We start from the raw sequence: 26,468 nt of genomic DNA on the forward strand, positions 1-26,468 counted from the left end.
ATGCAGAAACACGCGCAACAAGGAGTGCTTTAGATGATTCCGTTTGAGCTCGCGAGGCCGCGGTCGCTGAAGGAAGCGATCGCGCTGCTGGATCCGGAAGACCCGGATATCCGCCCGATGGGCGGCGGCACGGCGGTGATGTTGATGATGAAAGCCGGCGTGTTACGGCCAACGCGCCTCGTCAGTTTGCGCGATATCGAGCCGCATTATGCGCAGGTTCACGCTGGCGAAAACGGCGAGTTGCGCATCGGCGGTTTGACGCGACTGGCGACGCTCGAGCATTCGCCGCTCGTGAAGGAACGCTGGCCGCTTATCGCTCGCACTTTGCGCACGCTGTCGAATGTGCGGGTGCGCAATGTCGCGACGATCGGCGGCAATCTCGGTCACGCCGATCCTCATATGGACATGCCGCCGGTGCTTACGTCGCTTGGCGCACGCGTAACCATCACGGGTCCGTACGGCGAACGCATCGTGCCCGTCGAGGAATTGTGCACCGGTTACTACGAAACGGTGCTCGCTCGCGATGAACTGATCTCCGAAGTGATCGTGCCGCCGCAAGCAGGGCGACCCGCTGCGTACATGAAGGTCACGACGCGCGCGGCGCACGACTGGCCCGCGCTCGGCGTCGCGGTCGTGCTCGACATGCAGGGACAGCGCATTGGTCGCGCGAGCGTGATCGTCGGCGCAGCAACGGATCGGCCGACGCGGCTTACGCAAGCCGAGGCGCTGTTGCGCGGCGCATTACCCGACGACGCGATTCTGCGAGAAGCAGGTGAGGCCGGCGCGGCGCAACTGGACATCGTCGGCGATCCTCATGGGTCCGCGAGCTACAAGAAGCAACTGCTTAAGGTCTATCTGGGCCGTGCGGTGCGCACGGCGCTGGCCGCCGCTAGCGGACACGCCGCTCAATTCGAGGGGCACGCGTAATGAAGATCGACAAGACGCTGGAAGAACAGCCGGCAGGCAAGCAGGTAGGCCGCGCATTGAACCGGCTCGAAGCGCGCTCGAAAGTGACGGGCCGCGCCGAGTACATTCACAACCTCGTGCTGCCGCGCATGCTGTACGGCAAGATTTTTCGCAGCACTGTGGCGCACGGCAAGATCGTCAATATCGACACGAGCGCCGCGCGCGAAATGGAAGGCGTATTCGCGGTGTATACCGGCGAAGATATCCGCAAGGTGATTCCCGAGCCGTACTATGGACCGGCGTTTCACGATCAGCCGATTCTCGCGTTGGACAAAGTGCGCTATATCGGCGAGCCCGTTGCCGTCGTGCTTGCTGCCGACCCGCATGTCGCCGAAGAGGCGACGCATCTGATCATGGCGGAGTACCAGGAGTTGCCCGCGGTGTTCAACGAAGTGGAGGCCGCGCGATCCGATGTTCTCGTCCACGACTTCCTGCGCCCGGCCGGTACGTTCCCCGATCTGAAGCATCTGGCGGGCCGCAAGGGCACGAACGTGGCGCTCGACTTCCAGTTGCGGCGTGGCGACGTCGAAGCGGCCTTTGCAACCGCTGCGCATGTATTCGACGATACGTTCACGACGCAACAGGTCATGCATACGCCGCTTGAGCCGATGGTGTCGCTTGCCGAGTCCGATCTCGGCACTGGCATGCTGACGGTGCACACGGCTTCGCAGAGCCCGTCGTTTGTGCGCATCGAGATTGCGCGCCTGCTCGGCTGGGACGAGAATCGCGTGCGCGTGAAGTCGGCGCTGCTCGGCGGCGGCTTCGGCGCGAAGCTCTATATCAAGCTCGAAGCGCTCGTCGTCGCGCTTGCACTGCTGTCGCGGCGCAGCGTGAAGATTTCACTGACGATGGAAGAGCAGTTCTTCACGATCACCAAGCATGCGACGACGTTCCGCATGAAAACCGCCGTGAACGAAGAAGGCCGCATTACGGCACGCAAATGCGAGGTGTGGTGGAACGGTGGCGCGTATGCGGATATAGGGCCGCGCGTCACGCAGAAGTCGGGCTTCACGGCTTCAGGCCCGTACGATATCGAGAACGTATGGATCGATTCGTATCAGGTCTACACGAATCTGCCGCCCGCCGGCGCGTTTCGCGGCTTCGGCATTCCGCAGATGGTGTGGGCATACGAGAGCCATGCCGACATGATTTCGCGCGCGCTTTGTATCGATCCGCTCGAATTCCGCCGCCGCAATATTTTGCGCGAAGGACGTCCGCATGCAACCGGCACACCGATGCATGACGCGGCGATCGACCTCGTGCTCGAACGGGTCGCCGGGCGGATGAACTGGGCGGCCCCGTTCGAGCGCGGCACAGGCACGCTGCGGCGCGGGCGCGGCATTGGCGTCGGCTTCAAGGCGCTGGTTGCGCCGACCACGTCGATGGCAATGGTGAGCCTCGCGGGTGACGGGAGTTGCACGGTCTATTCGAGCACGGTGGACATGGGGCAGGCGTCGGAAACCGCGATTGCACTGATGGCCGGCGAAGTGCTGGGCATTCCCGCCGAGCGCATCCGCGTGATGCGGCCGGATACGGACGTAACGCCTTACGACATGGCGACGCTCGGCTCGCGCTCCACATTCCACATGGGCCACGCCGTGCGCCTCGCCGCCGAGGACGTGAACCGCAAGCTCGCCGAACTGGCGAACGAACTGGGCGTGCCGGCCGCGCCGGCAAGCCGCGCGGGCGAACTGCTGCGGCGCAAGTATGGAATGCAGGCGGGCAACATCGTCGGTATCGGCAGCTTCATTCCTTCGTACACGTCGCCGGAACACGAGACGGGCCAGTCCGAGAACATCACGCCGAACTGGATGGTGGGCGGCTGCGGCGTCGAAGTCGAAGTCGATACGGAGACGGGCCACTTCAAGCTGTTGCGCTTCGAGCATGTGGTCGATTGCGGCACGCCGATCAATCCGAAAGTGGTCGATACGCAGATTTCCGGCGCGGCCATCATGCAACTCGGTATTACGCTCTTCGAGCGCATGGAGTTCGACGAGGTCGGGCAGCTTCGCAATGCGTCGTTCGCGGAGTACAAGATTCCGGGCATTCACGATATTCCGGCGACTATCGGGCGCGAGACGGTGGACTCCGTGCAGAACAACGGACCGTTCGGCGCGAAGGGCGTTGGCGAGAGTTCGACTTTCGGCGTCGCGTCGGCAATCGCGGAAGCCATCGAGGACGCGGTCGGTGTGCGTCTGAAGTCTTTGCCGCTCACGCCTGAGAGTGTGTACCGCGCGCTGTGCGCCGCGCGCAATGAACCGCTATCCGAGGAATAATCATGAGCGCTACTTCCATCCAGATTCATTTCACGCTGAACGGCGAGCGCGTCAGTGCCGAGATCGAGCCGCATCACACGATTCTGGAAGTGTTGCGTCAGCAATTCGCGCTGTATGGCGCCCGTGAAAGCTGCGGTCAGGGGCTGTGCGGGTGCTGCACTGTAATCGTCAACGGCGAAAGCGTGTCGGGCTGCCTTTATCTCGCTGCGATGGTCGACGGCGGCGAGGTCAGCACCGTCGAAAACCTCGACGCCGACGGCGAGCTCGACGCGGTACAGCAGGCGTTTATCGAGTGCGGCGCGTTTCAGTGCGGCTTTTGCACGGCAGGCTTCATACTGATGAGCCGCCAGTTGCTCGAGCGCAATCCGGACCCGAGCGAAGCGGAGATCCGGCATTTCCTGTCGGGCAATCTTTGCCGTTGCGCCGCGTATCCGGAGATCATCCAGGCCGTGAAGCTCGCCGCGCAGATGCGCAAGTCGGCGAGGACCGCCGCTGCGGTGTAAAGCGCCCAGACGCCTTTGAAGCCAACGCAGTAACGCGCGTCTGCAGAACAACAGACGACATGGCGCGCGCAATGACATCGAGGAGACAGTCGATGCAGCAACCTCTGGAGGAGAGGCCCGGCGGCGGCACACGCGGCTTGCGCGGGGACGCTCGCGTTGCCGGAGATGTCGCGACGGAAGCAGTGTGGTATCGCTCGATCAACCGGCAGCAGTGGAGCGCGCTTATCGCGTCGAATCTCGGCTGGTTCTTCGACGGATACGAAACCTATGCACTCGTTCTCACCGTGGGCGGCGCCCTGGGCCAGTTGCTCGCGCCGTCCGAGCACGCGCAGATCCCGTTCTACGCAGGGCTCGTGATCGCGTTGACGTTGCTGGGGTGGGGTATCGGCGGATTGATCGGCGGGATTCTCACCGACTATATCGGCCGCAAGCGGATGATGATGTTCGCGATTCTCGCGTATTCGCTGACCACGGGCTTGAGCGCACTGTCATGGGACTGGGCGTCGTTCGCGGCGCTGCGCTTTATCGTCGGTCTCGCGATGGGTTCCGAGTGGGCGACGGGCACCGCGATGACCGCCGAGATCTGGCCCGACCGGCATCGCGGCAAGGGTGCGGGGCTCATGCAATGCGGACTCGGTACGGGTTTTTTCGTCGCTTCGCTGATATGGCTTTTCATGAGCGGCGCGGGTGAGCATGCGTGGCGCTACATGTATCTGATTGGCGTGCTGCCGGGTCTCGCGACACTGTGGATGCGTGCCGGTATTCCCGAGTCGGAGCAGTGGCAGCGCGTGAACAAGGAGCGCAAGGCGACGCTTGCGCGCAGGAAGTCAGGGGCCGCGCTCGACGAGCGCGAACAGGCGCTTGCACGCTTTACGCTCGTCGATCTGCTCGCCGATCCGAAACTGCGCCGCCGTACGTGGATCGCCGTGCTGATGTCGCTCAGCACGACGCTCGGCTGGTGGGGCATCTCGACATGGGTGCCGCCGTACATCGGCTCGGTCGCCGCGCATGCGGGGCTGCCTGCGGCCTCGTGGGCGAGCTTCGCGGGCATGGCGTATAACGTCGGCGCGATCAGCGGCTATATCGGTCTCGGTTTTCTTGCTGATGCGTATGGCCGTAAGCGCATCACGTGCCTCTTCTTCGCGATGGCGTTCGTGTTGACGCCAGTGCTCTTCATGTGGACCCACAACGTTGGCCTGCTGCTGGCGGTCGCCTGCGTGGCCGGTTTTTTCAGCCTCGGGCAATATACGTGGATGCCCACATGGCTGCCGGAGCTTTATCCGACGCGCGTGCGCGGCACTGCCATCGCGCTGTGTTTCAACGTTCCGCGCTTTCTTGCATGGACGGGGCCGCTCGTCGCCGGCACGCTGATTACCCGCTTCGGCGGCTACGGTCACGCGGCGGTCACGGTCGGTTTTGTCTATCTGGTAGGCCTTGCGCTCGCGCCGTGGCTACCGGAAACACGTGGCCAACCTTTACCTGAAGAGATCTGAACCATGAATTTCATCTTTACCGACAAGGCGCCGGCTCCGGGCGGCCACTATTCGCAGGCCGTGCAGGCGGGCGGCTTCACGTTCGTGTCCGGCATGCTGCCGGGGCCTGGCGTGGCCACTGACGGTCCAGACAACTTCGAACGTCAGGTGCGCGCGACGCTCGCCCATTGCCAACGGGTACTGGACGAAGCGGGTTGCGCGCTGACGGACGTCGCGCAGTGCACCGCGTATATCGTCGATGTGAAGAACTGGCCGGAGTTCAACCGGCTCTACGCGGAGTATTTCGGTGCGCATAAGCCCTCGCGCGCGGTTGTGCCCGTGCCCGAGTTGCATCACGGTTTTCTGGTCGAATTGCAGATGGTGGCCTATCGCGCTGAATAGGCGCGCTGCTCTACTCCCGCTCCGGCTCCGACAAATCCGGCCGCGAGTTGACGATTCCCCACCACTGTTGACGCAGCGCGTCGCGCAGAAGCTTGCCGCGCGCGCTGCGCGGCAGTACTGCAACCGGATAGATGTCCTTCGGCATCTTTTCGCGCGGCAGTTGACGGCGGCAGTGCGCGCGCAATGCTTCCGGGTTCGGCGTAATGCCCGGCTGCAAGACCACGAAACAGACAGTTTCCTGCCCGTACACCGGGTCGGGCACGCCGAGCGCCGCGACGTCCTGCACATGTGAATGCGTGCGCATCACGTCCTCGATTTCCTGCGGCACGATTTTCACGCCGCCGCGAATGATCAGGTCGTCCATGCGGGCCGCCATGCGCACGAAGCCGTCGGTATCGCATGAAGCGACGTCGCGCGTGAAAAGCGGCGCGCCGCGAATCGGCAGCAGAGAGCCGTCCTGTTGCAGCACGCCGAGCGCGAGCTTTTCGCCGTCGACCACAACCTGGCCTTCGACATCCGCGGCGCAGGGCATGCCGTTGGCGTCCACGATATCGAAGCGGATATGCGCGGCCGGATAGCCGACCGTCCCGAGCTTGCGATGTTGCAGCCGGTTGCCGCACATCCATCCCGCTTCCGATGAGCCATACAGGTTCAGGATGCGAATGCCGTACAGCTTTTCGAAGCGCCTCCATTGAACGGACGATAGCGGCGCGGTGCTGCATGTCATCGCGCGTAGCGACGCGAAGGTGTCGGCGCTTACATCGAGCGGTGCTTCGAGAAGCATGTTCAGAACCGTGGGCACGCCCGCGCAAATGGTGATCCGCTGCTCGCGAATCCACTCGCCGAACTGGCTGCGCGAGAAACGGCGCGCGACGCACAGCGTCGAACCGAGTTGCAGGAACGGGATGAAACTGAGTATCTGCGCCGAGTACCAGTCGAACGAACGGTACTCGAGCATGCGGTCGTCGCGGCTCGATCCGAGCAGGTCGATGCTGTCGAGGCCGTTCAGCCAGTACGACTTGTGGTCATACACGACGATTTTCGGAATGCCCGTCGTGCCGGAGGTGCAGCACATCGACGCAATGTCGCCAGGCGTGCATATCGTCGCGCCGTCCGGCAACGGCGTGGCGTCATGCGCTTTTTCCTGCAATGAGATCGTGTCGCTGCCGACGCCGCCATGGTCGTGATCGACGCAGGCCCATGGAACGAAACGCACGGCCCGCACGTTCGCACCCGCGACGGAGGTATCGGCGGCGTCGGCGGGAAACACAATCAGTTTTGGCCGGATCGTGTCGAGCAGCTTGCGCGCGGTCTCTTTGCCGACGAAGGGCACGTCGAGCGGACACACGATTGCACCGAGGCGCCACGCGCCGAGCCACAGCAGCAGCTTGTCGGGCGCTTCGCAGTCGGCGAGCACGACACGTGTGCCCTTAGTCACGCCGCGCTGCGCGAATTGTCTGGCGATCGCGTCGACCGAGTGCGCCAGTTCTTCGAAGCTCATGCTCACCCGCCGTTCCACATCGACGATTGCGGGCTTGTCAGGCGTTGCTCGCCGATGCTGGTCGAGCAGGGCAGCGACGCTGCGAAAGGGCGGATCGGTCGTGGGCTGATGGGTGCTGGACATGAACTCAGCAGGGCTCGGGCACGGAAGGCGAGGCCACCTCGAATTGCGTCGCATCGCTGTCGCGATCACGGTTTTCGCCAAGCCGCGCGAGCGCCCACTCGCGAAAAGCTTCGACCTTCTTCGTGCGCGCCTTGTCGTTGGGCGACGAAACGAAATACGCGGAATTCGACGGCACGCGCACGTCGAATGGCGCAACCAGTTTGCCGCTCGCCAGATCGCCGTTCACGAGAGGCGTGCGGCCGATCGCTATGCCAACGCCGTCAACCGCCGCTGCGAGCGACGTGAGCTGCAGATGGAACACGGACTCGCCGGCGAACTCGATCGGCTCGCGCACCGCCGCTTCGAGCCATCCGGGCCAGTCGTCCTGATACATCGAATAAAAGTACGTGCGTATCTGTCGCATGCGCGAAAGCGCTTCCCCTACCGATTCGAACTTGCCGGCTTCCTCCAGCACGGCGGGCGAGCACACGGGGAAAAATTCCTCGCCATGCAGGCGGTCCGAGCGCGCGGACGCCCAACGCCCCGAGCCATAACGGATCGCGACGTCGTAGCTGTTGCGGTCGAACTCGTTGAACGTCGAGCTGGTCGCCACGTGAACCGTAATGTCCGGGTGAGCGCGCTGGAACTCCGGCAGCGCGGGAATCAGGCATTTGACCGCGTAAGTCGGCAGGCAAGTAACCGTGAGCACGGTGCTCGGTTTTTTCTTGCGCGCATGAGCCGTGGCGATGGACAGCAGATTGATCGCCTCATGCACGGAATCCAGATATTCGCGTGCGGCCGGAGTCAGCGTCAGGACGTTGCGGCGGCGCACGAAGAGCTTCACCTCGAGCCGGTCTTCCAATGTCTTGATCTGATGACTGATGGCCGTTTGCGTCAACTCGAGTTCCTGTGCTGCGCGGGTGAAGCTTAAATGCCGCGAGGCGGCTTCGAATGCGAGCAGGCTTTGAAGCGAGGGAATGTAGGGTCTCATCTGATGTCAGCGCAATGCAAGGACGCCTGGTAGTGGTCGTAGCGAGTCTCATCGGTGCGTTCGGCGCCTGGCACGGGCGCGTGGGTACTTGTCGGCGGCCCAGGCGGAAAGCTGCACGAATGCCTGGATGATCGGCTGGTTACGGACCCCGAGGAAATGAAACTTTTTCATGCCGGCATGAGAAAAGTTAGTTTGCGCGCGTCGAAAGCGCTCATGCACTCTTGGACCAGTCGAGCGAAGCGTCGTCTATCGGCGCACATTAATCAATCGTTACAAACCCGGAACGCGAACAGGCCGGGCCGCGCATGAACAACGGAAACCGCTGGCAGTACGGCCCGTTCAAGCGCGCAAGGGAGAGAACAAGAGTGGATATCGATGTGCTGGAAAATCCGTTTCTCGCCAGCCTCGGCATGTCGCGCACGGCGTGGCGCGATGGCTATGCGGAGTTTCGCCTGCATTTGCAGCCTGAATTGCTGAACCGGCAACGGGTGCTGCAAGGCGGCGTGGTGGCGACGTTGCTCGATGCGGCCTGCGGCTACGCAGGCCTTTATAGCGCCGATCCGCAGCGGCCGATACACGCGGTGACGCTTTCGTTGACGCTGAACTTCCTCGATAAGGGCGTGGGCGAGACGTTGATCGGCAAGGGCTTTCTGGAACGCAAGGGCAGGTCGGTGTACTTCGCGCGCGGCGAGGCGTGGATCGATTCGAAGACGCTGATCGCCACCGCGCAGGGCACGTTCAAGTATGCGGGCGGTTATGGACGGCGCGAGCTGTCGGGCGCCTCGCCTGGCGAGCTCGATTGAGATGAGGCGTTCGCATCGGGGCGATTCCCGTCTGGGTGCGCCATCCTGGCTATCCCATGAATCCTTCTCATCCCTGTCATGAACGATGGTCGTTTGCGTGCGGCGCCGGGTTGCTTCAATGTGGCGGTCAATCAGTGAAGAGGCGCTGCGCGACGAGGACATGCGCAGCCCCTGCATGAGCAAGAATCACGAAACTATCGGAGACACACGACGTGACAGAGAGTTCGACTTCCCATTCGCTCGATCTGCGAGCATGGCTCGACGAGGCGCGCGCGCTCGGCGAATTGACCGATGTATCGGGCGCAGACTGGAATCTGGAACTCGGCGCGATCAGCGAGTTGAACGTGAAGAAGGAGCGGCCTTCGGCGCTGCTCTTCGACGATATCCCCGACTACCCGAAGGGGCATCGCGTGCTGACGTGCAGCACCGCGAGCCCCGCGCGACTGTCGTCGATTTTGCGCGTGGGGCCTCAGGCAACGCATCGCGCGCTGGTCGAAACACTGCGTGGCAGGCCGAAGCAATGGCAGGCACACGCGCCCGAATATGATCCGGTGCCGGTTGCGGACGGCCCTGTGTTCGACAACGTCCAGTCCGGCGAGGACGTCGACCTGTTCTCGTTTCCTGCACCGCTGTGGCATGAAAAGGATGGCGGTCGATATATCGGCACCGGCTGCATGGTAGTAACGAAAGACCTCGACTCCGACTGGATCAATGTCGGCACTTACCGCGTGATGATCCACGATCGCAACCACGTTGGCCTCGACATGATTCCGGGCAAGCACGGCGCGATTCAGTACGACAAGCACATGAGAGCGGGTAAACCGTTTCCGGTCGCAATCGTGATCGGCTGCGACCCGCTCGGCTATCTGATTTCGGGCATCGAAGTGCCCTTCGGCATGTGCGAATACAACTACATCGGCGCGATCCTGAAGAAGCCTGTTTCGGTGGTAACCGGACAGCTGACCGGCCTGCCGTTTCCGAGCGCGTCCGAGATCGTGATCGAAGGCTATGCGCATCCCGGCGACGTCAGGATAGAAGGGCCCTTTGGCGAATTCCACGGCTATTACCCCGGTAAAGCGGAGACGGCGCCGGTTGTGACCATCGAGCGCATCTATTACCGCGACAACCCGATCATCATGGGCAGCCCGCCGGCAAAGCCGCCGAACGACTACTCGTATTCGAAGGCCGTGATGCGCTCGGCGCTGCTCGTCGACGCGTTGCAGGCAGCGGGCGTGCCCGATGTCGCCGGCGTGTGGGCGCACGAAATCGGCGGCGCGCGCATGTTCAACGTGGTGTCGATCCGTCAGCGCTACGCGGGGCACGCGCGGCAGGCAGCACACATTCTCAGCCAGTGCGGCGTGGGCGCATACATGTCGCGCTATTCGATCGTGGTCGACGACGACATCGATCCCGCCAATCTGCAGGAAGTCATGTGGGCGGTCGCGACGCGTACCGATCCGGACATCGATATCGACATCGTCAAGCGCGGCATGGGTTCGAAGAACGATCCCATGTCGATTGCGAATCCGTACAAGGCGCCGTTCAACTCGAAGGCCATTATCGACGCCTGCCGTCCGTTCGATTTTCTCGCGGAGTTTCCGCAGGTAGCGGAGGCGAGTAAGGAACTGCAGGACAAGACGCGCGCGAAATGGGACCACATTCTCGGCTGACGCGTTTGCAATGCAATGCAACGTGACAGCCGGATCAAACATCATGCGAGCCGCCGTTTATGACCGGGCGCAGTCGAGCTCAACGGTGAAGGCGGCCGACAAGGAGAGTTGTACATGGAACTGACAGGCGAACAGATTCTGCCGTTGCCGCGCGAACGCGTGTGGGCTGCGTTGAACGACCCCGAAATACTCAGGGCCTCGGTGCCCGGTTGCGAGTCGTTCGAACGCGTCGACGACAACCAGTTTCAGATGGTGATGGCCGCATCAGTCGGCCCGATCAAGGCACGTTTTAAAGGCAGGATGACACTCACCGATTTGCAGCCGCCGCAGTCGTATTCGATGACCTTCGAGGGATCGGGTGGCGCGGCGGGGTTCGGCAAGGGCGGCGCGCATGTCGACCTGCTCGCCGATGGCGGCGGCACGCGGCTCGTGTACCGGTCGCATGCTCAGGTGGGCGGGCGTCTCGCGCAGGTGGGCGCGAGACTGATCGACGGCGTCGCGCGAAAAATGGCGGAGGACTTCTTCGGGCGCTTCACGGCTGCTGTCGTCGGGCCGCAACCCGCGGTGGTGAACGGCGCGGCGTCGCTGCATGAAGCGGAACCGGACCCGGCTACAGCATCGAGCGAAGCTCGCGCGGCCACTCCCGCAGCCGCGGATACCGCATCCGGCGCTGGCGCAAGAAACCTGACATGGGCGCTGGGCGTGGTGGTGGTCCTTGCGCTGATCGCAGTGTACGCATTGCATTGATAACAACGACGGGGCGCTGGAGCAAGGTGTGGGGCGTTGCCGCCCGAACGCCGCACAGCGCACTCGCAACAGGAGACGACGATGCACGAAGGCAATGCGCTGCAGGGCGCGGTAAGACGCGAGGAAACGCAAACGGCAGCCATCGACGCGGCAGTGGATGCTGCAAGCGCGGCGCTCATTCGCCGGATAGAGAGCGTGCCGTTTTCGCGCTGGCATACGAAGGCGCGGATCATCGTCGGCAGTGCGACGTTTTTCGACGCATTCGACGCGCTGTCCATCGCGTTCGTGCTTCCGGTGCTGATCGGCTTGTGGCATATCGAGCCGCTAGAGATCGGCGTGCTGATCGGCGCGAGCTATGTGGGACAGTTCATCGGGGCGCTCACGTTTGGCTGGTACGCGGAGCGGCGCGGGCGGATTCGCAGCGCGACCATCGCCATCGCGATCATGTCGGTGATGAGCATGGGTTGCGCGCTAAGCGGCAGTTTCGCGATGCTGCTCGTGTGCCGATTCATTCAGGGAATTGGCGTCGGCGGCGAGATGCCGGTCGCGGCGACCTATATCAGCGAGCTTTCCAACGCACATGGTCGCGGCAAATATTTTCTGCTGTACGAACTGATCTTCCCGGTCGGTTTGATGGCGACCGGACAGATCGGCGCCTGGCTCGTGCCCGTCATCGGCTGGAAGATCATGTTCTGGATCGGCGCGGTGCCTGGCCTTTTGATTACGCTGCTTATCGCGCGTCTGCCGGAATCGCCGCGCTGGCTGATCTCGAAGGGGCGCTTTAGCGAAGCGGAAATCGTGGTCCGGGATATGGAAGCGAGCACGGACCGCCGCATCGAACCCGGCCGACACCAGCAGCCCAACAAGGGCGTGGTGAATGCGCGCGCGGGCTGGCGCGAACTGCTTTCGCCGTTCTATCGCGGCCGCACGCTCGTCGTGTGGGTGCTGTGGGCCACTGCGTTTTTCATTGCGAACAGTCTGAACAACTGGCTGCCGACGCTGTATCGCTCGGTTTATCACCTGCCGCTGCAAACCGCGCTGCGCGCTGCGTCGATGACTAACGTCGCGCAGGTCGCGCTGCTGCTTGTCTGCGCGTATGTGATCGATCGGGTCGGCCGCCGTAACTGGACGGTGTCCGCTTTCTGCCTGGCCGCAGTCCTGTTTGCGTGCCTCGGCCTCTTTGCGGCGCACGACGTGTGGAGCGCAATGGTGCTCGGCACGCTGAGTTATGGACTGATCGGTTCAATTGCCGCGGTGCTGTACCTGTACACGCCCGAGGTCTATCCCACCAGGATGCGTGCGACTAGCACGGGGCTAGCGACATCGTGGTTGCGGCTTGCTTCCGCAGTCGGTCCTTCGCTTGCCGGATTGCTTCTGCACAAGAAGGGGATTGGCTCGGTCTTCGTGATGTTCGCCGTGGTTGCGGTGGTCGGCGCGATCTGCGCATTGAAGATGACCGAGACGCGCGAACGAAGTCTCGAAGAGATTGCACCATGAAAATGGGGCGTTTCGTGCGCTGGCCGAGCAACGGTTGGCGCGAAAGCGGCCGTGATCGTTATTCACGGACCGCATACCGCAGTTCTTTTGTGTGAGCCGTGGCTTCGCGTTGTTTCCCGCTCTGCCCGTGCGCTCGCTGGCGCGGCTCGCCAGGACCTCAGCCGCTTTGAAATGAGCGTCCAGGTGCCGCATTGCGCGATTCACAGCGGCACCTGCCTGCGACAAACCGATAACACGAGTTGCCTCAACCAACGATGAACCGGGTCGACCTCAAGACGAGGGTGCCACATCTGCGATACGGTGATTTTCTCCGTCGCGACAGGTAGTTCGAACGCGTAGATGTCGTCGTATGCGGCAAGTGCGCGGTGCGCTGTCTGGGCGTTCACGAACGAGGCCGGCACCAGCGCGATGAGATCGGATGTTCGAGCCACGGCGAGCGCGGCGGGAAAACCCGGGACCACCGCGACGATGGTTCGTTCGAGTCCGACGAGTGCCAGCGCGTCGTCGACCGGTCCGCTTGCACGCGCTCGCCGTGAAGCCACCACGTGGCCGAAAGCGACGTATCGTTCGGCGGTTATTCCTCCGTCCAGTTCGAGCGGATGGCCTTTCCTGACTACGCCCATGAAACGATCGCGGAAAAGCGCCTGCACGCGCACTTCCGGGCCCATCTCACCCAACACGCCAATTTCCAGGTCGGCCGAACCGTCTCTGAGTTGCGTCGCGCTCTTCTCGGCTTTGGGTGCGAAGCGCAAGCGTACATGAGGCGCAACTTCCGTTGCCGCCGCAATCAGCGACGCGCCGAAGGCTTCCACGAAGCCGTCGTTGGCGCGAATGGTAAGTGTCTGCCGGAGCGTCGAAAGATCGGCTTCGGTTTTCGACGGACGAAGAACGGCACGCGCCTCATGAAGCGCATTCCGGGTGCGTTCGCGCATTGCTTCGGCGTACGGCGTCAATACCATCTGGCGACCCGCACGAACAAGCAACGGATCGCCGGTCTCAACGCGAAGCCGGGCAAGAGTCCGGCTCATTGCAGACGCACTCAGGCCTAAGCGGCGAGCCGCGCCTGCAACGCTTCTATCGGCCAGAAGCGCCTCCAGCGCAATCAGCAGATTAAGGTCGGGTTGGGGCATGCCCGATCGTAACATCAGCTGGCCAGATAAGGCGTTCCGTGCATGTTATGAGTGCGGCCGTTGCGTCTTCCGCCATCTCTCGGGCGTCGATATATTGTCTGAATCGATTCGCTAACGACGCACTTCGTTCGTACCTGTCCGGACACGCGTCATTCAGGGGAGAAAAGCTCCGATGCAAACCGCACATCCGCAGAAAACCGTCCTTCTCGTCGGGGCGTCGCGTGGTCTTGGACTGGCGATGACCGAGGAATACCTGAAGCGCGGCTGGCGCGTGATCGCCACCGGCCGCCCCAACTCGATGGACCGGCTTCGTAGGCTCGATGGAGCGCTCGAAGCCGAGACGCTGGACATAACGCTTGCCGGGCAAGTCGCGGATCTGCGCGCTCGCCTGGCAGGCCGACGCCTGGACATGCTCTTCGTGAACGCTGGCGTCAAGAACGACGATCGCGAAACGATAGCCGATGTCTCGACCGACGAGTTCGTGCGCGTCATGGTGACCAACGCGCTGAGTCCAATGAGAGTGATCGAGGCGTTTCAGGATCTCGTGCCAGCGAGCGGGACCATTGGCGCAATGTCATCGGGCCAGGGCAGCGTCGCAAACAACGTCAACGGGAGTTACGAGGTTTATCGGGGCAGCAAAGCCGCGCTGAACATGTTCATGCGCAGCTTCGCAGCACGTCACGCCGACGATCCCCGAACCTTGCTGCTGATGGCGCCGGGCTGGGTGCGCACGGACATGGGCGGCCCCGAAGCCCGTTTGAGTATCGAAGAAAGCATCCCGAAGCTGGTCGATACGATAGAGGCCTACGAGGGCCGCTCAGGGCTGCATTACCTGGATTATCTCGGGCGTGTCGTGCCGTGGTGAAAGGCAGCGGGTCATCACGAGCATCGTACGCAGGCTAAAACAGCTTGCGCCATTGCTCCTGCATGTCCGCGCGCGTGTTCACTTCGATCAGCAGGCCGCCCGGCGCACGACAAAAGAACCGCGATCCGCGCGTGTTGTTGAAGACGCCCGTTTCCATCTGCACGCCGCCCTTCATGAATTCGTCATGCAGCGTGTGGAGGTCGTCCACACTGGCGACCTCGAAACCGAAGTGAAAATTTTTCGGCCATACGGGCGTTTCTTCTGTGACGTGCTCCAGAACAATGTCGAATCCGTTGCGCTTGAGCAGACGGTGCTCGCCAGCGACGACGACTTCGCAGCCCAGGTATTTTTCGAAAAAGACAGCGGTCTCGGCTACGTCGGTAGTGGGGAAGCTCAGGTGGTTCAGCTTCGCTTCTTTGTGAAGATTCATGATGGCGCTCGCAGAAAACGTTAAAGGTGTCGTGGAGGGATGACGCCCGATTGGCTGATATCGAGGCTGACATCGGACCGGCATCCTGCATGGGTCAGCCATGCTGTTTCCACGGAACCTATTTTGCGAGCGATCGCTCAGTTTTAAAACTCGCATTGCAGAGCGTGTCTTTACGACGACCAGATCCATAAACGACGGGCATTTGATCGCGATAGTGCGCTGACGATCTGAACGCCTGCTCGCATTCCGCAGCTTGCCTATTTGCTGCGGATTCGCGACTTTTGAGGCTGCTGATCCACGATCCCGAGGTAGCCAGACAATGCCCGCTCGACGCGTCTTTGCAGACCTGCGCGGTCGGATTCTCCACGCTCTCCCGCGCCGTCTACGATTGCACGAATGATTGCAACGAGATCATCGGTGGTGATCTCTATGTCGGGCTGCGGCGGGATATCGTCACGCGCCAGAATCTGCTGGATCACCTCGCGAAAGGCTGCTTTCGATTTCGCCAGTTCCCTCGCAATGGCAGGACGGTTTTCTTCGAAGTCGAGCACGCGGGCGAGCGCGGGACGCCGCAGTTGCTGGCGGACTGAGACGACGATCAGGTGCTTCAGTGCCGTTTGACCCGTGGGTTCGTTCAACGCGCCTTCGGCTTCTGCAAAGAATACGGCCAACTCGCGTTTGCTGAGCGCAACGATAAGCGCGTCCTTGTTGGGGAAGTACTGATACAGCGTGCCGACACTGACACCGGCGCGCTGCGCGACCAGATTGGTGTTCAGGCCGTCCGACCCTCTGGATTCGAGAACAAGGGCCGCCGCTTCGAGAATCGTGGCGACGGTTTGTTGGGCGCGCGATTGCTGCGGCACCTTGCGTGGCTTCAATGACTGGCGCCTGTTTGTCTTCACGATGCGAGACCTGATAAAAAACGAGTGATGACTCGGATTTTACCGTGTGCTCGGAGACGGGCTTTCAAACGACCCAACAAAGCGGGCGCGGCCGTCGGCGCCAATCGAGGCTAGCGCGCAAGCTAACCGTTAGCGGCCTTTGAATTCTTCGCACGATGCATCGACGAAGAGCGCGTTGCTTACGTAAGCCGCGTTTGTCGTGGATGCAGGCTCGAAGCGGCGCGATCCATCATGCACCGGATTCTCAGCCGGCGTGAACGCGTAGCGCGTCAGCCATTCGCCATAACCGGCGACGAGAAAGCCGCCGGATCGCTCGATGTACTGCGCGCGCGACGCCTCATAAACCGCCTTCAGCGCGAACCACGGCACATGCGGCAAGTCATGATGAACGAGATGAAAATTGTTATTCAAATAGAGGAGACGCCAGAGCGCGGCTGCCTCGTTGACAACCGTACGATGCTCGCAATCATGCGCGGCGCGGTGCTCGCGGAATGAGCGAATCGAGCCAAGCGACATCGACCCATACCCCACGCCGACGATAAATACCCACGCCGGAATGGAGCACACGTATCGCAGCCACGCGGTGAGCGCCGCCAACGCGATCAGATGTGCGAGCCACGCGGGTACATCGCGCCAATCTCCGAGTTTTATCTTTCGCAGCGCATCGACGCCCGTTGCCGCGATGGCGAACGCGGGTCCGACCAGCAGGCGGCCGGCAAATGTGTTGCGCCATGTGAGCAACGCGCGCATCGCCCAACCGGCGCGTTCCCATACATGGCTGTGGACGAAGTAGCTTTCCGGATCGCGCCCGGGTTTCGTCAGATGCGTATCGTCGTGATGCAGGAGATGCGAGTCGCGATAGATGCGATACGGAAACCACACGGCTAGTGGCGCAAATCCAAGCAGTGCATTCAAGTGCGGCGAGCGCGTGGGATGCCCGTGCAGCAGCTCGTGCTGCAACGGTATGTGACGCAGTGGCGAATATTATCAAACGAATCATGCACTTAGGCTATTAACGAGCCTCGAAAATACCTGCAAAAAGCTGCAGACCAGACCCAATGAAATCAATCACTTACGTAGTGGTTTTAAACAGGGTGATCGCCGGGAAAGGATGGACCGGGCCGCCATCTGAGAACGCGCATCGTCAATCGATCAGCGAGCCCGTCATAGAGTCGTCGACCTTAGGCTTCCGCGGCGGCAACGGATACGCCTCGGCCCTCATCTCGTCAGCCGGATACAGGTTCAGAAACGACCGCGCCTCGTTGGTCGATCGTGACCCTAGCCAATCGTCGTATTCCTCCGGCCGCAGTATCACCACTGAGCGCTTCTCAGCGCCGGGCCGATGAAATCGCCTCATGAGCGGATGGTCTTCAGCGTTGACCGTCAGCATCGTGAACGACAGCGACACGCCTTCTGGGTCTTCCCATGCACGCCACAGCCCTGCGATCGCAAGCGCCGGCCGATCCTTCACTCCGATGCGCCAGCGCACGGGCTTGCCCGTCTCATAGTTCGGTTCGAAAAACGACTGGCAGGGGATCAGGCAGAGTTGCAGCTTCTTCCATGCGCCGCTAAAGCTCCGCTTCTCACCGATTGACTCGGAGCGCGCGTTCATCGTGTCGAACACCTTCACTCCTGGCGGTATGTGCTTGCGCGGCACCAGTCCGAATGTGGCCGGGTCCGTGCGCTTCTCGCCTTCCTTGAGTCTCAGGATCGGCGCAACGTAGTCCTTGTAGGTCTCGCGTCGATAGTCAAAGTTCGGGACAGGAAAGTCCGTGAAGGCTTCGAACAGATCGCTTTGGGCTGGCTCGTAGTTTGTGCACATAGAGTCTCCTGAAAACCTCCCATGATAGTGCCAGATGCAAAGCGCGAGAACCTGGCTATACTGTACATATATACAGTACTTTGCCATGCGACACCTGCCGCCCCTAACCGCCAACCAGCTTGCCGAAATTTACGATCGCGAGCCTACGGAAACGGTACGACGCCTGTTATTCGAGATTCATCGGCTGCGCGCCACGATCATGCGGGCCGACCAGATCCGGAAGATGATCGGCAGCGGCGGCAGCGCTTACGTGGCGGGAACAGTGTGGGAGTGCTTCGAGCGTGAGCTCGACGCCGAGCCGTGCATTACCGATCGGCCGACGCCGAGGCAACAGAAGCGCATTGATCAGCACATGTACAGGCTGGACGAGTGGAGGAAAAATGGCCGGAAGAGTTGATATGAGCCTGGACGATTTAAGGGCGCTCGGAATTGTCGTCGGAACAATTGTGGACGCCGAACTCGGGCACAAGTCGATAGCCTGCGTCGGGACGGTGACCGCTGGTGGCATCAAGTCGAACGACGGTCAGTTCTGGATGGGCGACGGTGATCTGGAAGCCGCGATGCGCTGCTACGAGGCGCTAGATATGACGAGGTAATAGCCGTCTGCCGCTCAATGATGGGCATGATGGATGCTCGACGTCCGGCAGGAGGCCTATCATGGAAGAACCCACTTTTGACCCGTTCGAGCAGCCGCCCTTGGTTCAGGCGTTGCTCGTCGCGCTGCACACCCTTGTCGTTCACAACAGCATGGAAGTGACTAGCGAGGGTGAGACCTGGACACTGGATTTCATTCCTCAGATCCGGCAGATTGAGGCAGCGCTGAAGACCGCAGGGATCGACGCGACGAAGCCGATGCTGGCGCCGGTGAGATGGGCTGACGATGAATGATTGACGCGTCCGACCTAATGCTCGCCACACTTCACGGTCGACCGTTCTCCGATCCCGACTGGCTGTTCGAGCTCAAGTACGATGGATTCAGGTGTTTGATCGTCAAGGCCGGCGAGGACGTGAAGCTTTGGAGCCGAAACGGGAACCTGTTCAATGGATCGTTCCCTGACGTGGTTGCGGCGGTCTCCGAAGTGCCGGGCGACTTCGTTTGGGATGCAGAGCTGACCGTCGACGACGACACGGGGCGATCGGACTTTGACAGGCTCCGGCAGCGGGCTGTCACGAAGACGCCGAAGAATGTCAGAGCCGCGGCGAAAGCTGATCCGGCCCGGCTGTATATCTTCGATGCGCTGTCGATCGGCAGCGCTGATCTGCGGGAATTGCCACTCACTGAGCGGAAGCTATACCTGCGAGACTCCTTCGATAATACCGGCACACTGATTTACGCGAGCGGTATCGAAGAAGAGGGACGGCTGGTATTCGAGCACGTCCAAGAGTTAGGCTTGGAAGGGATGATCGCGAAGCGGATGGACTCAGCGTATCAGCGCGGCCGGTCCAGAGATTGGTTGAAGATAAAGGATCAGAATTACGGACGGCCTGCGGCTTTGGGGTGGGGAAGGAAGTAACTGACGCGCTGCGTGAGCAGGCGGGGAGAAGGGGATGACGCCGGAAGAAGCAAAATGGTTCGAATTCACGGAGCACCCAACCGAGGCAGATCAGGTTAAATGTCCGGCATGTAAAACATGGTCGCCATTCACAGCTTGGCAGCTAGGCTACGATGAGTGCGATACCTGCGGATGCGTTGAGGTGATGATGTGTCCAGAATGCGAAAGGCCGATCAGCATTCACGTCGGCTACAGTGATCCTTTGAAGGTTGCACCCCTTGATCCCTATGCGTGGATTTACAAAGACGCGCCGCAGTCTACGGGCAATTGAGTGGCGCTCACAGCCGGGAGGAAGGCATGACGCACGACGAGCTACACCAGCGACTGACTGAGCAACTGCAACACATGCCACTAGGCACTTCCGCCGACATCACGGACTTCGCAATCGCCTATTGGGACGGGCACAAGGTTGTGTACGCGTTTTTGCGGGATGAAGGCTGCGGGCGCGTCGAAGAAGAGTTCGATTTCACGGATCGCGAGTTCGAGCAGTGGGCGGATGAGTTGGTGGAATGGGAGAAGGAGCCGAAATTCTCGGTGCGACCGGAGATTCTGGAGTGGTTGAAGGATGCGCCGCCGTTTGAGGCGGGCTGATTGATGTGCGCTTATGGGCGCGGGAGAAAGACCTGTGACAATTGTGGAAGACTATGTTATTCCCCCAGATTGGCTGACCTTCTGTGAAATTGATTCGTGGCACCCGTCGACCAACTACTATCCTTGGTCTGGCGCCGCGAAGGTCGAAGTGGTGGACATTGAAGACATCCAACCGCCCCGGCGCAACCCGGGCATCGAAGCGTTCCGGAAGTATAAGTTGGTGCCAGTCCTGTTGGCGTTCATATCACCGGAGTGCGCGCTGCCGCCGGTGACACTCGAACTGTTACCCAATGCCTCTGGCTTCAGATACCGCGTGACGAATGGCTTTCATAGGTTCTACGCCAGCCGCGCTGTGGGTTACGTCAGTATTCCAGCCATCATCAATGAGGCATTTGAGTTGTAGGCATCGGCAGGACCGAATGAACAGTGGCTATGCCTAGGCCTTCATCGGGACCGCGGCCAACTTCTCAATCCGAGCAAAATCCGTATCGATGCCGCGGTCTAAAAGAGGGGCGTGGCGGTCGCCCCCGTGAGCGCCGCCGGGTACAGAAATCGGCCTGTAACGGCCGTATACAACTTTTGGGCTGTTACGCCGAGATCGGTTTCGAGCCCCAATGCGACCAGCCGAACGCGCGGACGCCCCAATACATCAGAGCCGCACGCCAGGGCGGAACACCAGTTACAAGCGATGCCTCACGCAAGACCGCATCCGCGATGTCACGCGGGACCGCGTGCTCGGAATAGAGCCAGTCATGCAGGGCAGATGCCTCGTGAGCGCTATCAGCCGTCAGCAGGAAAGCGACCGGCGTCCGCGGTACTGAGGCGAAGTCGGTTTCGAATCCCATCGGCACCGTGAGCGTCTTGTCCGCCACATCGGAGCGATAGATCAGCGGAGCGATAAGCCGCCACGTGCCTCGCCCGCTGTTCGTCGCATCGCTGACGAGCTCAACTTGAAGCTCGGACAGGAAGGCGCTCATTGCAGCGGCGCACCAGCAAGCGGAGTTGATGCGGCGACCGAAGCAGTAGCCGTGACAGCCGGCGCAAGACTGATCGCGATGTTGAACGCCAGCACGCCAGTATCAATCGCGGCGTCGGCAGCATTGATCTTGTCAGGCGACAGCGACGACGAATCCACCAGCGACTTGACGAGCGGCAGCGTCGCATTGACGATCGACTGGAGGTCAGGTTTCGTAACCGAGGCGCCGGCAGAGCAAACTTTGTCGACTGCGGGCTGAACGGTATCGGTCAGCGTCTTTTGGGCGCCACCTGTGAAAACGCCATCGCCTTTGAGAATAGCGATCTCACCATTGGCCGCGCCGCAAGCGATGCTGACTTGCTGAGCGAACGTGAGTTGAGGTGCGCCGGCGCAAGCGGAAAGGGTAAGCGCGACTGCGCCTGCCAGGACAACGGCTAGTTTGCGAAGCATGGTGACGTCCTTACTTGAGGATTTGAGCAGCCGAAATGGCCGTTTGACTTACAGCGCCAGCAACAGCGGAGGCCGTGGCACCTTCAGCAGCGATCGGAGCGGTCGCAACAACTGCGGACTCCGAGAAGTCGATGACGTAGTCGTTGCCGACCTTCGAAACGTGGACAGTTACGTTGCCAACGTCACGCCGAGAGAGAACGCGGGCCTCGCAGCAGAGAACCTGTCCTGACGCGGCGTCTACATACGGATGGACGTCATACACGGCAGTCCCAGCACAGCCACTGAGCAGGCAGAGCAGCGCTGCGGCTAAGGCTTTCATGCCGCAGGCGATTGCTTGGCGGCCGAGCGTGCTGCGACGACCTTGCTCACCCAATGGGCGCCAGCTACGACGAGAACGACGACTGCGCTTTGCACGTCGGCCGGCAACGTTGCATGGAAGAGGCTCGCGATATACGAGACGACAGGGGCGACGACTGCGCCGGCGCCAACGGCAGTTGCAGTGTTGAGAGGCGTGGAAGAATTCACAGATGCTCCGGGTCGTGGTGGATGGTTTCGGTGGGGCTAAAGACGTAGCCCTCGACTGCATACTTGGTGAACAGCCACACAGGGAATGGCAACCTGTGCAGCCCCTGGTCTTTTCCGATGTGCGGGCCCGCGCCGAGCAACATGCCATTGACGGTCATGTCGTCGACGAAGCGATATGGGTCGAACGGCTTGGCATTCAAAAACGAACCCCAGTCGAATGCCTGTGCATGAGGCCCCCATCTGCCGGCCTTGCAGTCGTCAGCGAAGCGTGGCCAATCCCATGCGGTCGCGAAGCAGCGTTCGACTGGATGGTGATGTGCTTGCAGCGGCGCACCGAGTTCTTCGGCGGTCATGTTGGTGATGAAGCACCGGCCGCCCTCACGCTCGATTAGCAGCTTGCGCGTGTGTTCGAAAAGGGCGGTCGTAGTGCGCGCTTCATGGCCGGGAACGAAGTAGTCGGCGGCTAGGGTGTCTTTGAGCTCGTGAGTGCCTTGAACGCTCATACTCAGTTCCCGTTCGTTAGTGTCCAGCTCGTGATGCTCACGGTCTGGCCCGTCGCGATACTCGTCGTGCCGGTCAGATTCAGGTCAGCGCCCGACGTGCCTATGCTGCCGTCGATGAGAGCGGTGCCGCCAGACGTGGTCAGGCGATACCAGGTCGCGGCGGTGCCTGCGCCTGCGCCCGCTGTGCCGGTGCCATTAGCGATCGCGCCAACAGTGAGGACGCCACTTGCAGCCGAACCGAACGTTGCGGCGCACGTGTGGGTAGAGAGCGCGACTTGCGACGTGATGGCCGTGTCGGGCGATGCGGGTTGTGTGCCGCTGTACAGCGTGAGGACAGCGGAGGCGCCGGCCTGCGTTGAAATAGCGGCCTGCATTGCGGTCTTGAGCGCCGAGCTGTATTTAAGATTCGATGCCATTCCTGCTCCAGAAATGAAAAACCCGCCAAGCGGCGGGTCTGGGTAATGAGCGAAAGATGGTTAGCGCGTAGCGCACTGGATCTGCAAAGATCGGCAGTCGGTGCGAGACGGGGTAGAGTTGGTTGTGAACTGGAAGCGGACGTTGTAAGTCGTGCCCGCTACTCCTCCTGCAAGCCATGCAATGAGAAGCGCGCCGGTCACGCCACTCGCATTCATGGCAATGCTCGAGCTATTGACTGTCAGGCCGCTATCCGCCGTGACGGTGAGTTCCACGACCTGCTCACCGGGCGCAAGCCAAGGCGATGCGAGTTGCGTTGCGACGGGAGAGAGGTCTAGGCCAAAATCCAGGACGGCATTCGGGTCTTTCGTAAGAACAGCGACTGAAGCGGAAGCCATCGAAGGCGCTCCAAGGTAAAACCGCACGCGGGGATCAGGCTGCGATTTTTATGATTCGCCTTTCAGCGGCGAGGGAAGCGATGCGTTTTTCAGAGGACGTGCTGACCGTGCGACGCTCTGCATGGATCGGGCGGATGCGACTTTCGGAGGTGATGCGTACCGTGAGATTGTCGGCATAGACCGAAAACGACAGCGGCGGGGCAGTGATGATGGCGCCAACATGGCCGCTTGCGTTACTAATGTCCGGCTGTTGCGCGCTTGCTGCTGTACCGCTAACTGGCGCCAGGATGCCTCCTGAACCAGCAGATGCGCCAGGGCTCTGAGTGTCAGTGGCGGACCCCGTAACGCTGACTGCGCCCGCCCCGACCGCAGTGTTTTGTGCCTGCGTTGCGCCGGCCAATCCGGACACCGAGACCGCTCCGGAAGCAGTGGAGATGCTACCAATCTGAATACTCGCGCCCGATCCACCAATCACGCTGCCAATCGTGGCCGCTGCGCTTGATGCGTTAGCCGTCTGGTTGCTTGATGACGTCCCGATGATGGCTAAGCCACCGATGGCCGCGCTCGCGTTGGTTTGCTGCGTATCGCTACAACTTCCGGAAATCGAGGCGGTGCCTGATGCTGTTGAGGTATTAGCCGGCTGGCTTGATGCCGCAGTGCCGCTCGTTGCGATGCTGGCCACGCCTGCGGAGGCATTCGCCCCTTGCGACGAAACGCCAGCGCCGTTAATAGAGGTTGCTCCGACTGCCGTCGAGCTGCTGCCTTTCTGGCTCGATGCTGCCGAACCGTTAGTGCTGATTGCTCCGGCTGCCAAGGTTGCATTGCCGGCCTGCATGCTGGATGCAGAGCCTGCGATCGAAACCGATCCTGCGCCAGAATCAGTGTTCGGGTTCTGTGGGTCTGATGCCGAGCCGGAAACGGACGCCGCGCCTGCCGCGGCCGATGTGTTGACCAACTGCGTGCTCGCGACCGATCCAGAGGCCTTGACTGAGGCCGCCGTTGACGAGGTATTAGCGCCTTGCGTCGAGGCACCAGAACCCGTGATCGCAGACGCACTTGCCAAATACTTAGCGGCACCGATCCACGTATTGCCGCCGCTCTGCAGCGTCTTAACCGTGCATGCAACGGTGAGTGTCTGGCTCGCGGAGTTCGCCGAGTACGTTAGCGTTGTGCTGAGATATTGCGGATTCCCGGCCCCCGCCGCTGTTGGCGTATGTGTGACTGCGCTCGCGCTACCGTCTGAGAGCGTCGCGACGAGTTGCGATGCGCAACTATTGCCACCCCAATAGATCGTGACCGTGCGCGATGTCGTATCGGCCGGCAGCGTGAACTGGAAGCCCTGTCCGACAGCCGGCGTCGTGGCCTGCTCAGCAATACCCTCTGTTACGGCGGTTCCGGTCGCCTGAGGCGTACCACCCGTCCACGTATAGCCGACACCAAAGCTGAATGTGCCCATCGACACACCCGAGCCAAGCAGGGTCGGCAGGCCGATGGTGGACCCGCCGCCACTCTTCCGGTTGGGCGTGGTCGACGAATGAAACTCGATCCAGTCCGTTTGTGCCGGCGACGAAAGATTGAAAGTCTCGGTGCCGGCGAGAACGGTTGTCGAACCTGAAAGGCTACCCATGCGCGTCTCTTAGGCGGTTCGTTGAAATATTTGCGACGCGAATAAACGGAGAATATTCGGTTCGCAAATATCAGGCTGTAGCCATGTCCAGAGCACTCAACCCATGCGCCTTGATGATCGAGACGATCTTCTGCCCGTACTGCGGATCGGTTGCATAGCCTGCGGCAGCCACTGCCAGCGCGAACGTTGAACCGCTCGTATAGGCGAAAGCGGGCCGGTAGCGCGGGTTGTCCATCAAGAATGCTGCATGGTCATCAATGCATGCCTGCCAGCCCGGATACTTGCGCCACTTGGCAGGCACAGTGATCCACTGGCCTTTCAGGAATTCACGGGTGTCCATCGTCAGAATGTCGCCGTGCCACGATGGATCTGCCTTTACACCAAACAGGTTGAAGGCTTGCTTCGACAGTGCAGAAGTGCCCCATCCGGACTCGAGCGCGCCCTGGGCGATTGAGAAACTAGCTGGAATCTTCGTGGCCTTCGCGGATGCCTTGGCGGCAGGAGAGATTGCGGCGATGAAGTCGGATGGAGTCATTTGTCGGCCTTCGTGTCGATGCGCCGGTGGATCTCCGCGAAGCCTTCGCGGGTTTCCTTCGAGTTCTGGTTGACCGCCTCAATCAGACGTTCGATGGACTTCTCAAGGCTGCCTACGGCCTTCGTCAATTCGGTCTGCGTGACGTAGTGCTCTGCGACGTGGAGCTTGTAGGCGCTCAGAGCGTCCGTGACAGACTTGATCGCGTCCCCCTGATCCTTAATCGTCTTGTCGCGCGCGGATTCGGAGCGCTGCCACAACCATCCAAAGACACCGCTAACTGCAGCAAATCCTGCGCACCCGACTTCAACAACGGCGGTGTAGTCCATTCGAATCCCGGAAATAAAAAGCCCTCCGAGGGAGGGCGTAGGTCGTGTGAAATTGTTGTTGACAGCGTACCCGATGGGTACCATAATCCGCATCACTGAGCCGCGCATTTCGTGTGGTTCGCTACTCCGAAAGGAACGACCTCAAATGAAGAAATCTCTTCGTGCGCACTTGTGCGCCTCTGGAACCGCCAATGAATTACAAGCCGCCCATCCCAGAAGACCTGGAAAGGCTGAAGAACGACCTGGGCAAGAGCAGCGGCGAAATGGCCGAGTTGTTCGGGCTTGCCAGCGGACGCCAGTGGCGTCGGTATCTGTCGACGGACGCGAGCAACAAGCGGGACATGGGCATGCACATGCTCTTCTTCGCGATAGCTCGACTGGAGCTCCCCCCAGAAGACATCGAGCGCGTCTTGGATCGCATGCGCAAAGTCGGCGCGTCGGTGGATCTATCGGAGACCACTGGAGAAGAGGACTCGTCGCAGCCCTGACTG

32 protein-coding genes and 1 pseudogene are annotated in these 26,468 nt (G+C 61.2%); 17 read left to right on the forward strand and 16 right to left on the reverse strand.

The window, feature by feature from the left end:
• Positions 1 to 33 precede the first annotated feature (33 nt).
• The 5 genes from F759_RS0101005 to F759_RS0101025 all read left to right on the forward strand — a co-directional run bounded on the left by F759_RS0101005 (position 34) and on the right by F759_RS0101025 (position 5,619).
• The gene (locus tag F759_RS0101005) at positions 34 to 927 is read left to right on the forward strand and encodes an FAD binding domain-containing protein (protein WP_027798203.1); all 894 of its coding nucleotides are present in this window, start codon (positions 34 to 36) and stop codon (positions 925 to 927) included.
• Complete coding sequence (locus F759_RS0101010) at positions 927 to 3,242, forward strand: xanthine dehydrogenase family protein molybdopterin-binding subunit (RefSeq protein ID WP_027798204.1); 2,316 nt, start codon at positions 927 to 929, stop codon at positions 3,240 to 3,242. Before F759_RS0101005 ends, F759_RS0101010 begins: the two co-directional genes overlap by 1 nt.
• Positions 3,243 to 3,244: 2 nt before the next feature.
• Positions 3,245 to 3,745, forward strand: a complete 501-nt coding sequence (locus tag F759_RS0101015; RefSeq protein ID WP_027798205.1) for a (2Fe-2S)-binding protein — start codon at positions 3,245 to 3,247, stop codon at positions 3,743 to 3,745.
• Positions 3,746 to 3,837: 92 nt separating this feature from the next.
• Positions 3,838 to 5,238 (forward strand): MFS transporter, encoded by a 1,401-nt coding sequence (locus F759_RS0101020; protein ID WP_027798206.1) that lies wholly within the window; start codon positions 3,838 to 3,840, stop codon positions 5,236 to 5,238.
• 3 nt (positions 5,239 to 5,241) lie between these two features.
• The gene (locus tag F759_RS0101025; RefSeq protein WP_027798207.1) at positions 5,242 to 5,619 is read left to right on the forward strand and encodes a RidA family protein; all 378 of its coding nucleotides are present in this window, start codon (positions 5,242 to 5,244) and stop codon (positions 5,617 to 5,619) included.
• Positions 5,620 to 5,629: 10 nt separating this feature from the next.
• On the opposite strand, the gene F759_RS0101030 is transcribed toward F759_RS0101025, so the two are convergent.
• The gene (locus tag F759_RS0101030; protein WP_027798208.1) at positions 5,630 to 7,243 is read right to left on the reverse strand and encodes a class I adenylate-forming enzyme family protein; all 1,614 of its coding nucleotides are present in this window, start codon (positions 7,241 to 7,243) and stop codon (positions 5,630 to 5,632) included.
• Positions 7,244 to 7,247: 4 nt separating this feature from the next.
• Positions 7,248 to 8,213, reverse strand: coding sequence for a LysR substrate-binding domain-containing protein (locus tag F759_RS0101035; protein WP_027798209.1), 966 nt, complete (start codon positions 8,211 to 8,213; stop codon positions 7,248 to 7,250).
• Between the two features lie 365 nt (positions 8,214 to 8,578).
• Between F759_RS0101035 and F759_RS0101040 the strand changes: the two genes are divergently transcribed.
• From F759_RS0101040 to F759_RS0101055, 4 genes are all read left to right on the forward strand, one after another.
• Positions 8,579 to 9,016 carry a PaaI family thioesterase gene (locus F759_RS0101040; RefSeq protein WP_027798210.1) on the forward strand — a complete coding sequence of 146 codons (438 nt, stop codon included), beginning with the start codon at positions 8,579 to 8,581 and terminating at the stop codon, positions 9,014 to 9,016.
• Positions 9,017 to 9,228: 212 nt separating this feature from the next.
• The gene (locus F759_RS0101045; RefSeq protein ID WP_027798211.1) at positions 9,229 to 10,686 is read left to right on the forward strand and encodes a UbiD family decarboxylase; all 1,458 of its coding nucleotides are present in this window, start codon (positions 9,229 to 9,231) and stop codon (positions 10,684 to 10,686) included.
• 114 nt (positions 10,687 to 10,800) lie between these two features.
• Positions 10,801 to 11,433 (forward strand): CoxG family protein, encoded by a 633-nt coding sequence (locus F759_RS0101050; protein WP_027798212.1) that lies wholly within the window; start codon positions 10,801 to 10,803, stop codon positions 11,431 to 11,433.
• Positions 11,434 to 11,514: 81 nt separating this feature from the next.
• Positions 11,515 to 12,930 carry an MFS transporter gene (locus F759_RS0101055; RefSeq protein ID WP_027798213.1) on the forward strand — a complete coding sequence of 472 codons (1,416 nt, stop codon included), beginning with the start codon at positions 11,515 to 11,517 and terminating at the stop codon, positions 12,928 to 12,930.
• Positions 12,931 to 13,130: 200 nt separating this feature from the next.
• Here the strand turns inward: F759_RS0101055 and F759_RS0101060 are convergent, their stop codons facing one another.
• Positions 13,131 to 14,060, reverse strand: coding sequence for a LysR family transcriptional regulator (locus F759_RS0101060; RefSeq protein ID WP_027798214.1), 930 nt, complete (start codon positions 14,058 to 14,060; stop codon positions 13,131 to 13,133).
• 172 nt (positions 14,061 to 14,232) lie between these two features.
• On the opposite strand from F759_RS0101060, the gene F759_RS0101065 reads away from it, so the two are divergent.
• Entirely contained in the window at positions 14,233 to 14,925 is a 693-nt protein-coding gene (locus F759_RS0101065; protein WP_027798215.1) for an SDR family NAD(P)-dependent oxidoreductase, read from the forward strand.
• Positions 14,926 to 14,959: 34 nt separating this feature from the next.
• Here the strand turns inward: F759_RS0101065 and F759_RS0101070 are convergent, their stop codons facing one another.
• The 4 genes and pseudogenes from F759_RS0101070 to F759_RS0101085 all read right to left on the reverse strand — a co-directional run bounded on the left by F759_RS0101070 (position 14,960) and on the right by F759_RS0101085 (position 18,079).
• On the reverse strand, positions 14,960 to 15,355 hold the full coding sequence (locus tag F759_RS0101070; RefSeq protein WP_027798216.1) for a VOC family protein: 396 nt from the start codon (positions 15,353 to 15,355) through the stop codon (positions 14,960 to 14,962).
• Between the two features lie 257 nt (positions 15,356 to 15,612).
• Positions 15,613 to 16,257 (reverse strand): TetR/AcrR family transcriptional regulator, encoded by a 645-nt coding sequence (locus F759_RS0101075; RefSeq protein WP_027798217.1) that lies wholly within the window; start codon positions 16,255 to 16,257, stop codon positions 15,613 to 15,615.
• Between the two features lie 129 nt (positions 16,258 to 16,386).
• Positions 16,387 to 17,226: pseudogene (locus F759_RS37005) on the reverse strand (fatty acid desaturase); the annotation flags it as partial.
• Positions 17,227 to 17,401: 175 nt separating this feature from the next.
• Complete coding sequence (locus tag F759_RS0101085) at positions 17,402 to 18,079, reverse strand: SOS response-associated peptidase (RefSeq protein ID WP_027798218.1); 678 nt, start codon at positions 18,077 to 18,079, stop codon at positions 17,402 to 17,404.
• A gap of 85 nt (positions 18,080 to 18,164) precedes the next feature.
• Between F759_RS0101085 and F759_RS0101090 the strand changes: the two genes are divergently transcribed.
• The 6 genes from F759_RS0101090 to F759_RS0101115 all read left to right on the forward strand — a co-directional run bounded on the left by F759_RS0101090 (position 18,165) and on the right by F759_RS0101115 (position 20,626).
• Positions 18,165 to 18,476, forward strand: a complete 312-nt coding sequence (locus F759_RS0101090; RefSeq protein WP_152530556.1) for a hypothetical protein — start codon at positions 18,165 to 18,167, stop codon at positions 18,474 to 18,476.
• Position 18,477: 1 nt separating this feature from the next.
• Positions 18,478 to 18,675 carry a hypothetical protein gene (locus tag F759_RS0101095; RefSeq protein WP_027798220.1) on the forward strand — a complete coding sequence of 66 codons (198 nt, stop codon included), beginning with the start codon at positions 18,478 to 18,480 and terminating at the stop codon, positions 18,673 to 18,675.
• A gap of 61 nt (positions 18,676 to 18,736) precedes the next feature.
• The gene (locus F759_RS37010) at positions 18,737 to 18,967 is read left to right on the forward strand and encodes a hypothetical protein (protein WP_036023297.1); all 231 of its coding nucleotides are present in this window, start codon (positions 18,737 to 18,739) and stop codon (positions 18,965 to 18,967) included.
• Positions 18,964 to 19,593 (forward strand): ATP-dependent DNA ligase, encoded by a 630-nt coding sequence (locus F759_RS37015; RefSeq protein WP_244438764.1) that lies wholly within the window; start codon positions 18,964 to 18,966, stop codon positions 19,591 to 19,593. The genes F759_RS37010 and F759_RS37015 overlap by 4 nt, the downstream gene beginning before the upstream one ends.
• A 336-nt stretch (positions 19,594 to 19,929) precedes the next feature.
• Positions 19,930 to 20,223 carry a hypothetical protein gene (locus tag F759_RS37025; protein ID WP_051377030.1) on the forward strand — a complete coding sequence of 98 codons (294 nt, stop codon included), beginning with the start codon at positions 19,930 to 19,932 and terminating at the stop codon, positions 20,221 to 20,223.
• 34 nt (positions 20,224 to 20,257) lie between these two features.
• Positions 20,258 to 20,626, forward strand: a complete 369-nt coding sequence (locus F759_RS0101115; RefSeq protein WP_152530557.1) for a hypothetical protein — start codon at positions 20,258 to 20,260, stop codon at positions 20,624 to 20,626.
• 184 nt (positions 20,627 to 20,810) lie between these two features.
• Here F759_RS0101115 and F759_RS0101120 read toward each other — a convergent pair whose 3' ends face one another.
• The 9 genes from F759_RS0101120 to F759_RS0101165 all read right to left on the reverse strand — a co-directional run bounded on the left by F759_RS0101120 (position 20,811) and on the right by F759_RS0101165 (position 25,977).
• Positions 20,811 to 21,200, reverse strand: coding sequence for a DUF1353 domain-containing protein (locus F759_RS0101120; RefSeq protein ID WP_027798222.1), 390 nt, complete (start codon positions 21,198 to 21,200; stop codon positions 20,811 to 20,813).
• Positions 21,197 to 21,649 (reverse strand): hypothetical protein, encoded by a 453-nt coding sequence (locus tag F759_RS0101125; RefSeq protein WP_027798223.1) that lies wholly within the window; start codon positions 21,647 to 21,649, stop codon positions 21,197 to 21,199. Before F759_RS0101125 ends, F759_RS0101120 begins: the two co-directional genes overlap by 4 nt.
• Positions 21,650 to 21,964: 315 nt before the next feature.
• Positions 21,965 to 22,174 (reverse strand): hypothetical protein, encoded by a 210-nt coding sequence (locus F759_RS0101135; protein WP_027798225.1) that lies wholly within the window; start codon positions 22,172 to 22,174, stop codon positions 21,965 to 21,967.
• Positions 22,171 to 22,677, reverse strand: coding sequence for a hypothetical protein (locus tag F759_RS0101140; protein WP_027798226.1), 507 nt, complete (start codon positions 22,675 to 22,677; stop codon positions 22,171 to 22,173). Before F759_RS0101140 ends, F759_RS0101135 begins: the two co-directional genes overlap by 4 nt.
• 2 nt (positions 22,678 to 22,679) lie before the next feature.
• On the reverse strand, positions 22,680 to 23,093 hold the full coding sequence (locus F759_RS0101145; RefSeq protein WP_027798227.1) for a hypothetical protein: 414 nt from the start codon (positions 23,091 to 23,093) through the stop codon (positions 22,680 to 22,682).
• 60 nt (positions 23,094 to 23,153) lie between these two features.
• Positions 23,154 to 23,489, reverse strand: coding sequence for a phage fiber-tail adaptor protein (locus tag F759_RS0101150; protein WP_027798228.1), 336 nt, complete (start codon positions 23,487 to 23,489; stop codon positions 23,154 to 23,156).
• Positions 23,490 to 23,523: 34 nt separating this feature from the next.
• On the reverse strand, positions 23,524 to 25,116 hold the full coding sequence (locus tag F759_RS41935) for a beta strand repeat-containing protein (protein ID WP_152530558.1): 1,593 nt from the start codon (positions 25,114 to 25,116) through the stop codon (positions 23,524 to 23,526).
• Between the two features lie 70 nt (positions 25,117 to 25,186).
• Positions 25,187 to 25,651 (reverse strand): glycoside hydrolase family 73 protein, encoded by a 465-nt coding sequence (locus F759_RS0101160; RefSeq protein WP_027798230.1) that lies wholly within the window; start codon positions 25,649 to 25,651, stop codon positions 25,187 to 25,189.
• Complete coding sequence (locus tag F759_RS0101165; protein ID WP_152530559.1) at positions 25,648 to 25,977, reverse strand: hypothetical protein; 330 nt, start codon at positions 25,975 to 25,977, stop codon at positions 25,648 to 25,650. The genes F759_RS0101160 and F759_RS0101165 overlap by 4 nt, the downstream gene beginning before the upstream one ends.
• A gap of 191 nt (positions 25,978 to 26,168) precedes the next feature.
• On the opposite strand from F759_RS0101165, the gene F759_RS0101170 reads away from it, so the two are divergent.
• Positions 26,169 to 26,465 carry a hypothetical protein gene (locus tag F759_RS0101170; protein ID WP_036023303.1) on the forward strand — a complete coding sequence of 99 codons (297 nt, stop codon included), beginning with the start codon at positions 26,169 to 26,171 and terminating at the stop codon, positions 26,463 to 26,465.
• Positions 26,466 to 26,468 lie beyond the last annotated feature (3 nt).

This window comes from Paraburkholderia dilworthii, from assembly GCF_000472525.1.
Taxonomy (GTDB): domain Bacteria; phylum Pseudomonadota; class Gammaproteobacteria; order Burkholderiales; family Burkholderiaceae; genus Paraburkholderia; species Paraburkholderia dilworthii.

Bases quoted from the DNA above. Each gene is read 5' to 3' on its own strand.
- F759_RS0101070 (WP_027798216.1), bottom strand. From the start codon at position 15,355: ATGAATCTTCACAAAGAAGCGAAGCTGAACCACCTGAGCTTCCCCACT.
- F759_RS0101095 (WP_027798220.1), top strand. From the start codon at position 18,478: ATGAGCCTGGACGATTTAAGGGCGCTCGGAATTGTCGTCGGAACAATT.
- F759_RS0101165 (WP_152530559.1), bottom strand. From the start codon at position 25,977: ATGGACTACACCGCCGTTGTTGAAGTCGGGTGCGCAGGATTTGCTGCA.
- F759_RS37015 (WP_244438764.1), top strand. From the start codon at position 18,964: ATGATTGACGCGTCCGACCTAATGCTCGCCACACTTCACGGTCGACCG.
- F759_RS0101140 (WP_027798226.1), bottom strand. From the start codon at position 22,677: ATGAGCGTTCAAGGCACTCACGAGCTCAAAGACACCCTAGCCGCCGAC.
- F759_RS0101150 (WP_027798228.1), bottom strand. From the start codon at position 23,489: ATGGCTTCCGCTTCAGTCGCTGTTCTTACGAAAGACCCGAATGCCGTC.
- F759_RS0101050 (WP_027798212.1), top strand. From the start codon at position 10,801: ATGGAACTGACAGGCGAACAGATTCTGCCGTTGCCGCGCGAACGCGTG.
- F759_RS0101020 (WP_027798206.1), top strand. From the start codon at position 3,838: ATGCAGCAACCTCTGGAGGAGAGGCCCGGCGGCGGCACACGCGGCTTG.
- F759_RS0101125 (WP_027798223.1), bottom strand. From the start codon at position 21,649: ATGCTTCGCAAACTAGCCGTTGTCCTGGCAGGCGCAGTCGCGCTTACC.
- F759_RS0101060 (WP_027798214.1), bottom strand. From the start codon at position 14,060: ATGCCCCAACCCGACCTTAATCTGCTGATTGCGCTGGAGGCGCTTCTG.
- F759_RS0101005 (WP_027798203.1), top strand. From the start codon at position 34: ATGATTCCGTTTGAGCTCGCGAGGCCGCGGTCGCTGAAGGAAGCGATC.
- F759_RS0101120 (WP_027798222.1), bottom strand. From the start codon at position 21,200: ATGAGCGCCTTCCTGTCCGAGCTTCAAGTTGAGCTCGTCAGCGATGCG.
- F759_RS37010 (WP_036023297.1), top strand. From the start codon at position 18,737: ATGGAAGAACCCACTTTTGACCCGTTCGAGCAGCCGCCCTTGGTTCAG.
- F759_RS0101065 (WP_027798215.1), top strand. From the start codon at position 14,233: ATGCAAACCGCACATCCGCAGAAAACCGTCCTTCTCGTCGGGGCGTCG.
- F759_RS0101010 (WP_027798204.1), top strand. From the start codon at position 927: ATGAAGATCGACAAGACGCTGGAAGAACAGCCGGCAGGCAAGCAGGTA.
- F759_RS0101030 (WP_027798208.1), bottom strand. From the start codon at position 7,243: ATGTCCAGCACCCATCAGCCCACGACCGATCCGCCCTTTCGCAGCGTC.
- F759_RS0101160 (WP_027798230.1), bottom strand. From the start codon at position 25,651: ATGACTCCATCCGACTTCATCGCCGCAATCTCTCCTGCCGCCAAGGCA.
- F759_RS0101025 (WP_027798207.1), top strand. From the start codon at position 5,242: ATGAATTTCATCTTTACCGACAAGGCGCCGGCTCCGGGCGGCCACTAT.
- F759_RS0101015 (WP_027798205.1), top strand. From the start codon at position 3,245: ATGAGCGCTACTTCCATCCAGATTCATTTCACGCTGAACGGCGAGCGC.
- F759_RS41935 (WP_152530558.1), bottom strand. From the start codon at position 25,116: ATGGGTAGCCTTTCAGGTTCGACAACCGTTCTCGCCGGCACCGAGACT.
- F759_RS0101170 (WP_036023303.1), top strand. From the start codon at position 26,169: ATGAATTACAAGCCGCCCATCCCAGAAGACCTGGAAAGGCTGAAGAAC.
- F759_RS0101145 (WP_027798227.1), bottom strand. From the start codon at position 23,093: ATGGCATCGAATCTTAAATACAGCTCGGCGCTCAAGACCGCAATGCAG.
- F759_RS0101035 (WP_027798209.1), bottom strand. From the start codon at position 8,213: ATGAGACCCTACATTCCCTCGCTTCAAAGCCTGCTCGCATTCGAAGCC.
- F759_RS37025 (WP_051377030.1), top strand. From the start codon at position 19,930: ATGACGCACGACGAGCTACACCAGCGACTGACTGAGCAACTGCAACAC.
- F759_RS0101090 (WP_152530556.1), top strand. From the start codon at position 18,165: ATGCGACACCTGCCGCCCCTAACCGCCAACCAGCTTGCCGAAATTTAC.
- F759_RS0101055 (WP_027798213.1), top strand. From the start codon at position 11,515: ATGCACGAAGGCAATGCGCTGCAGGGCGCGGTAAGACGCGAGGAAACG.
- F759_RS0101085 (WP_027798218.1), bottom strand. From the start codon at position 18,079: ATGTGCACAAACTACGAGCCAGCCCAAAGCGATCTGTTCGAAGCCTTC.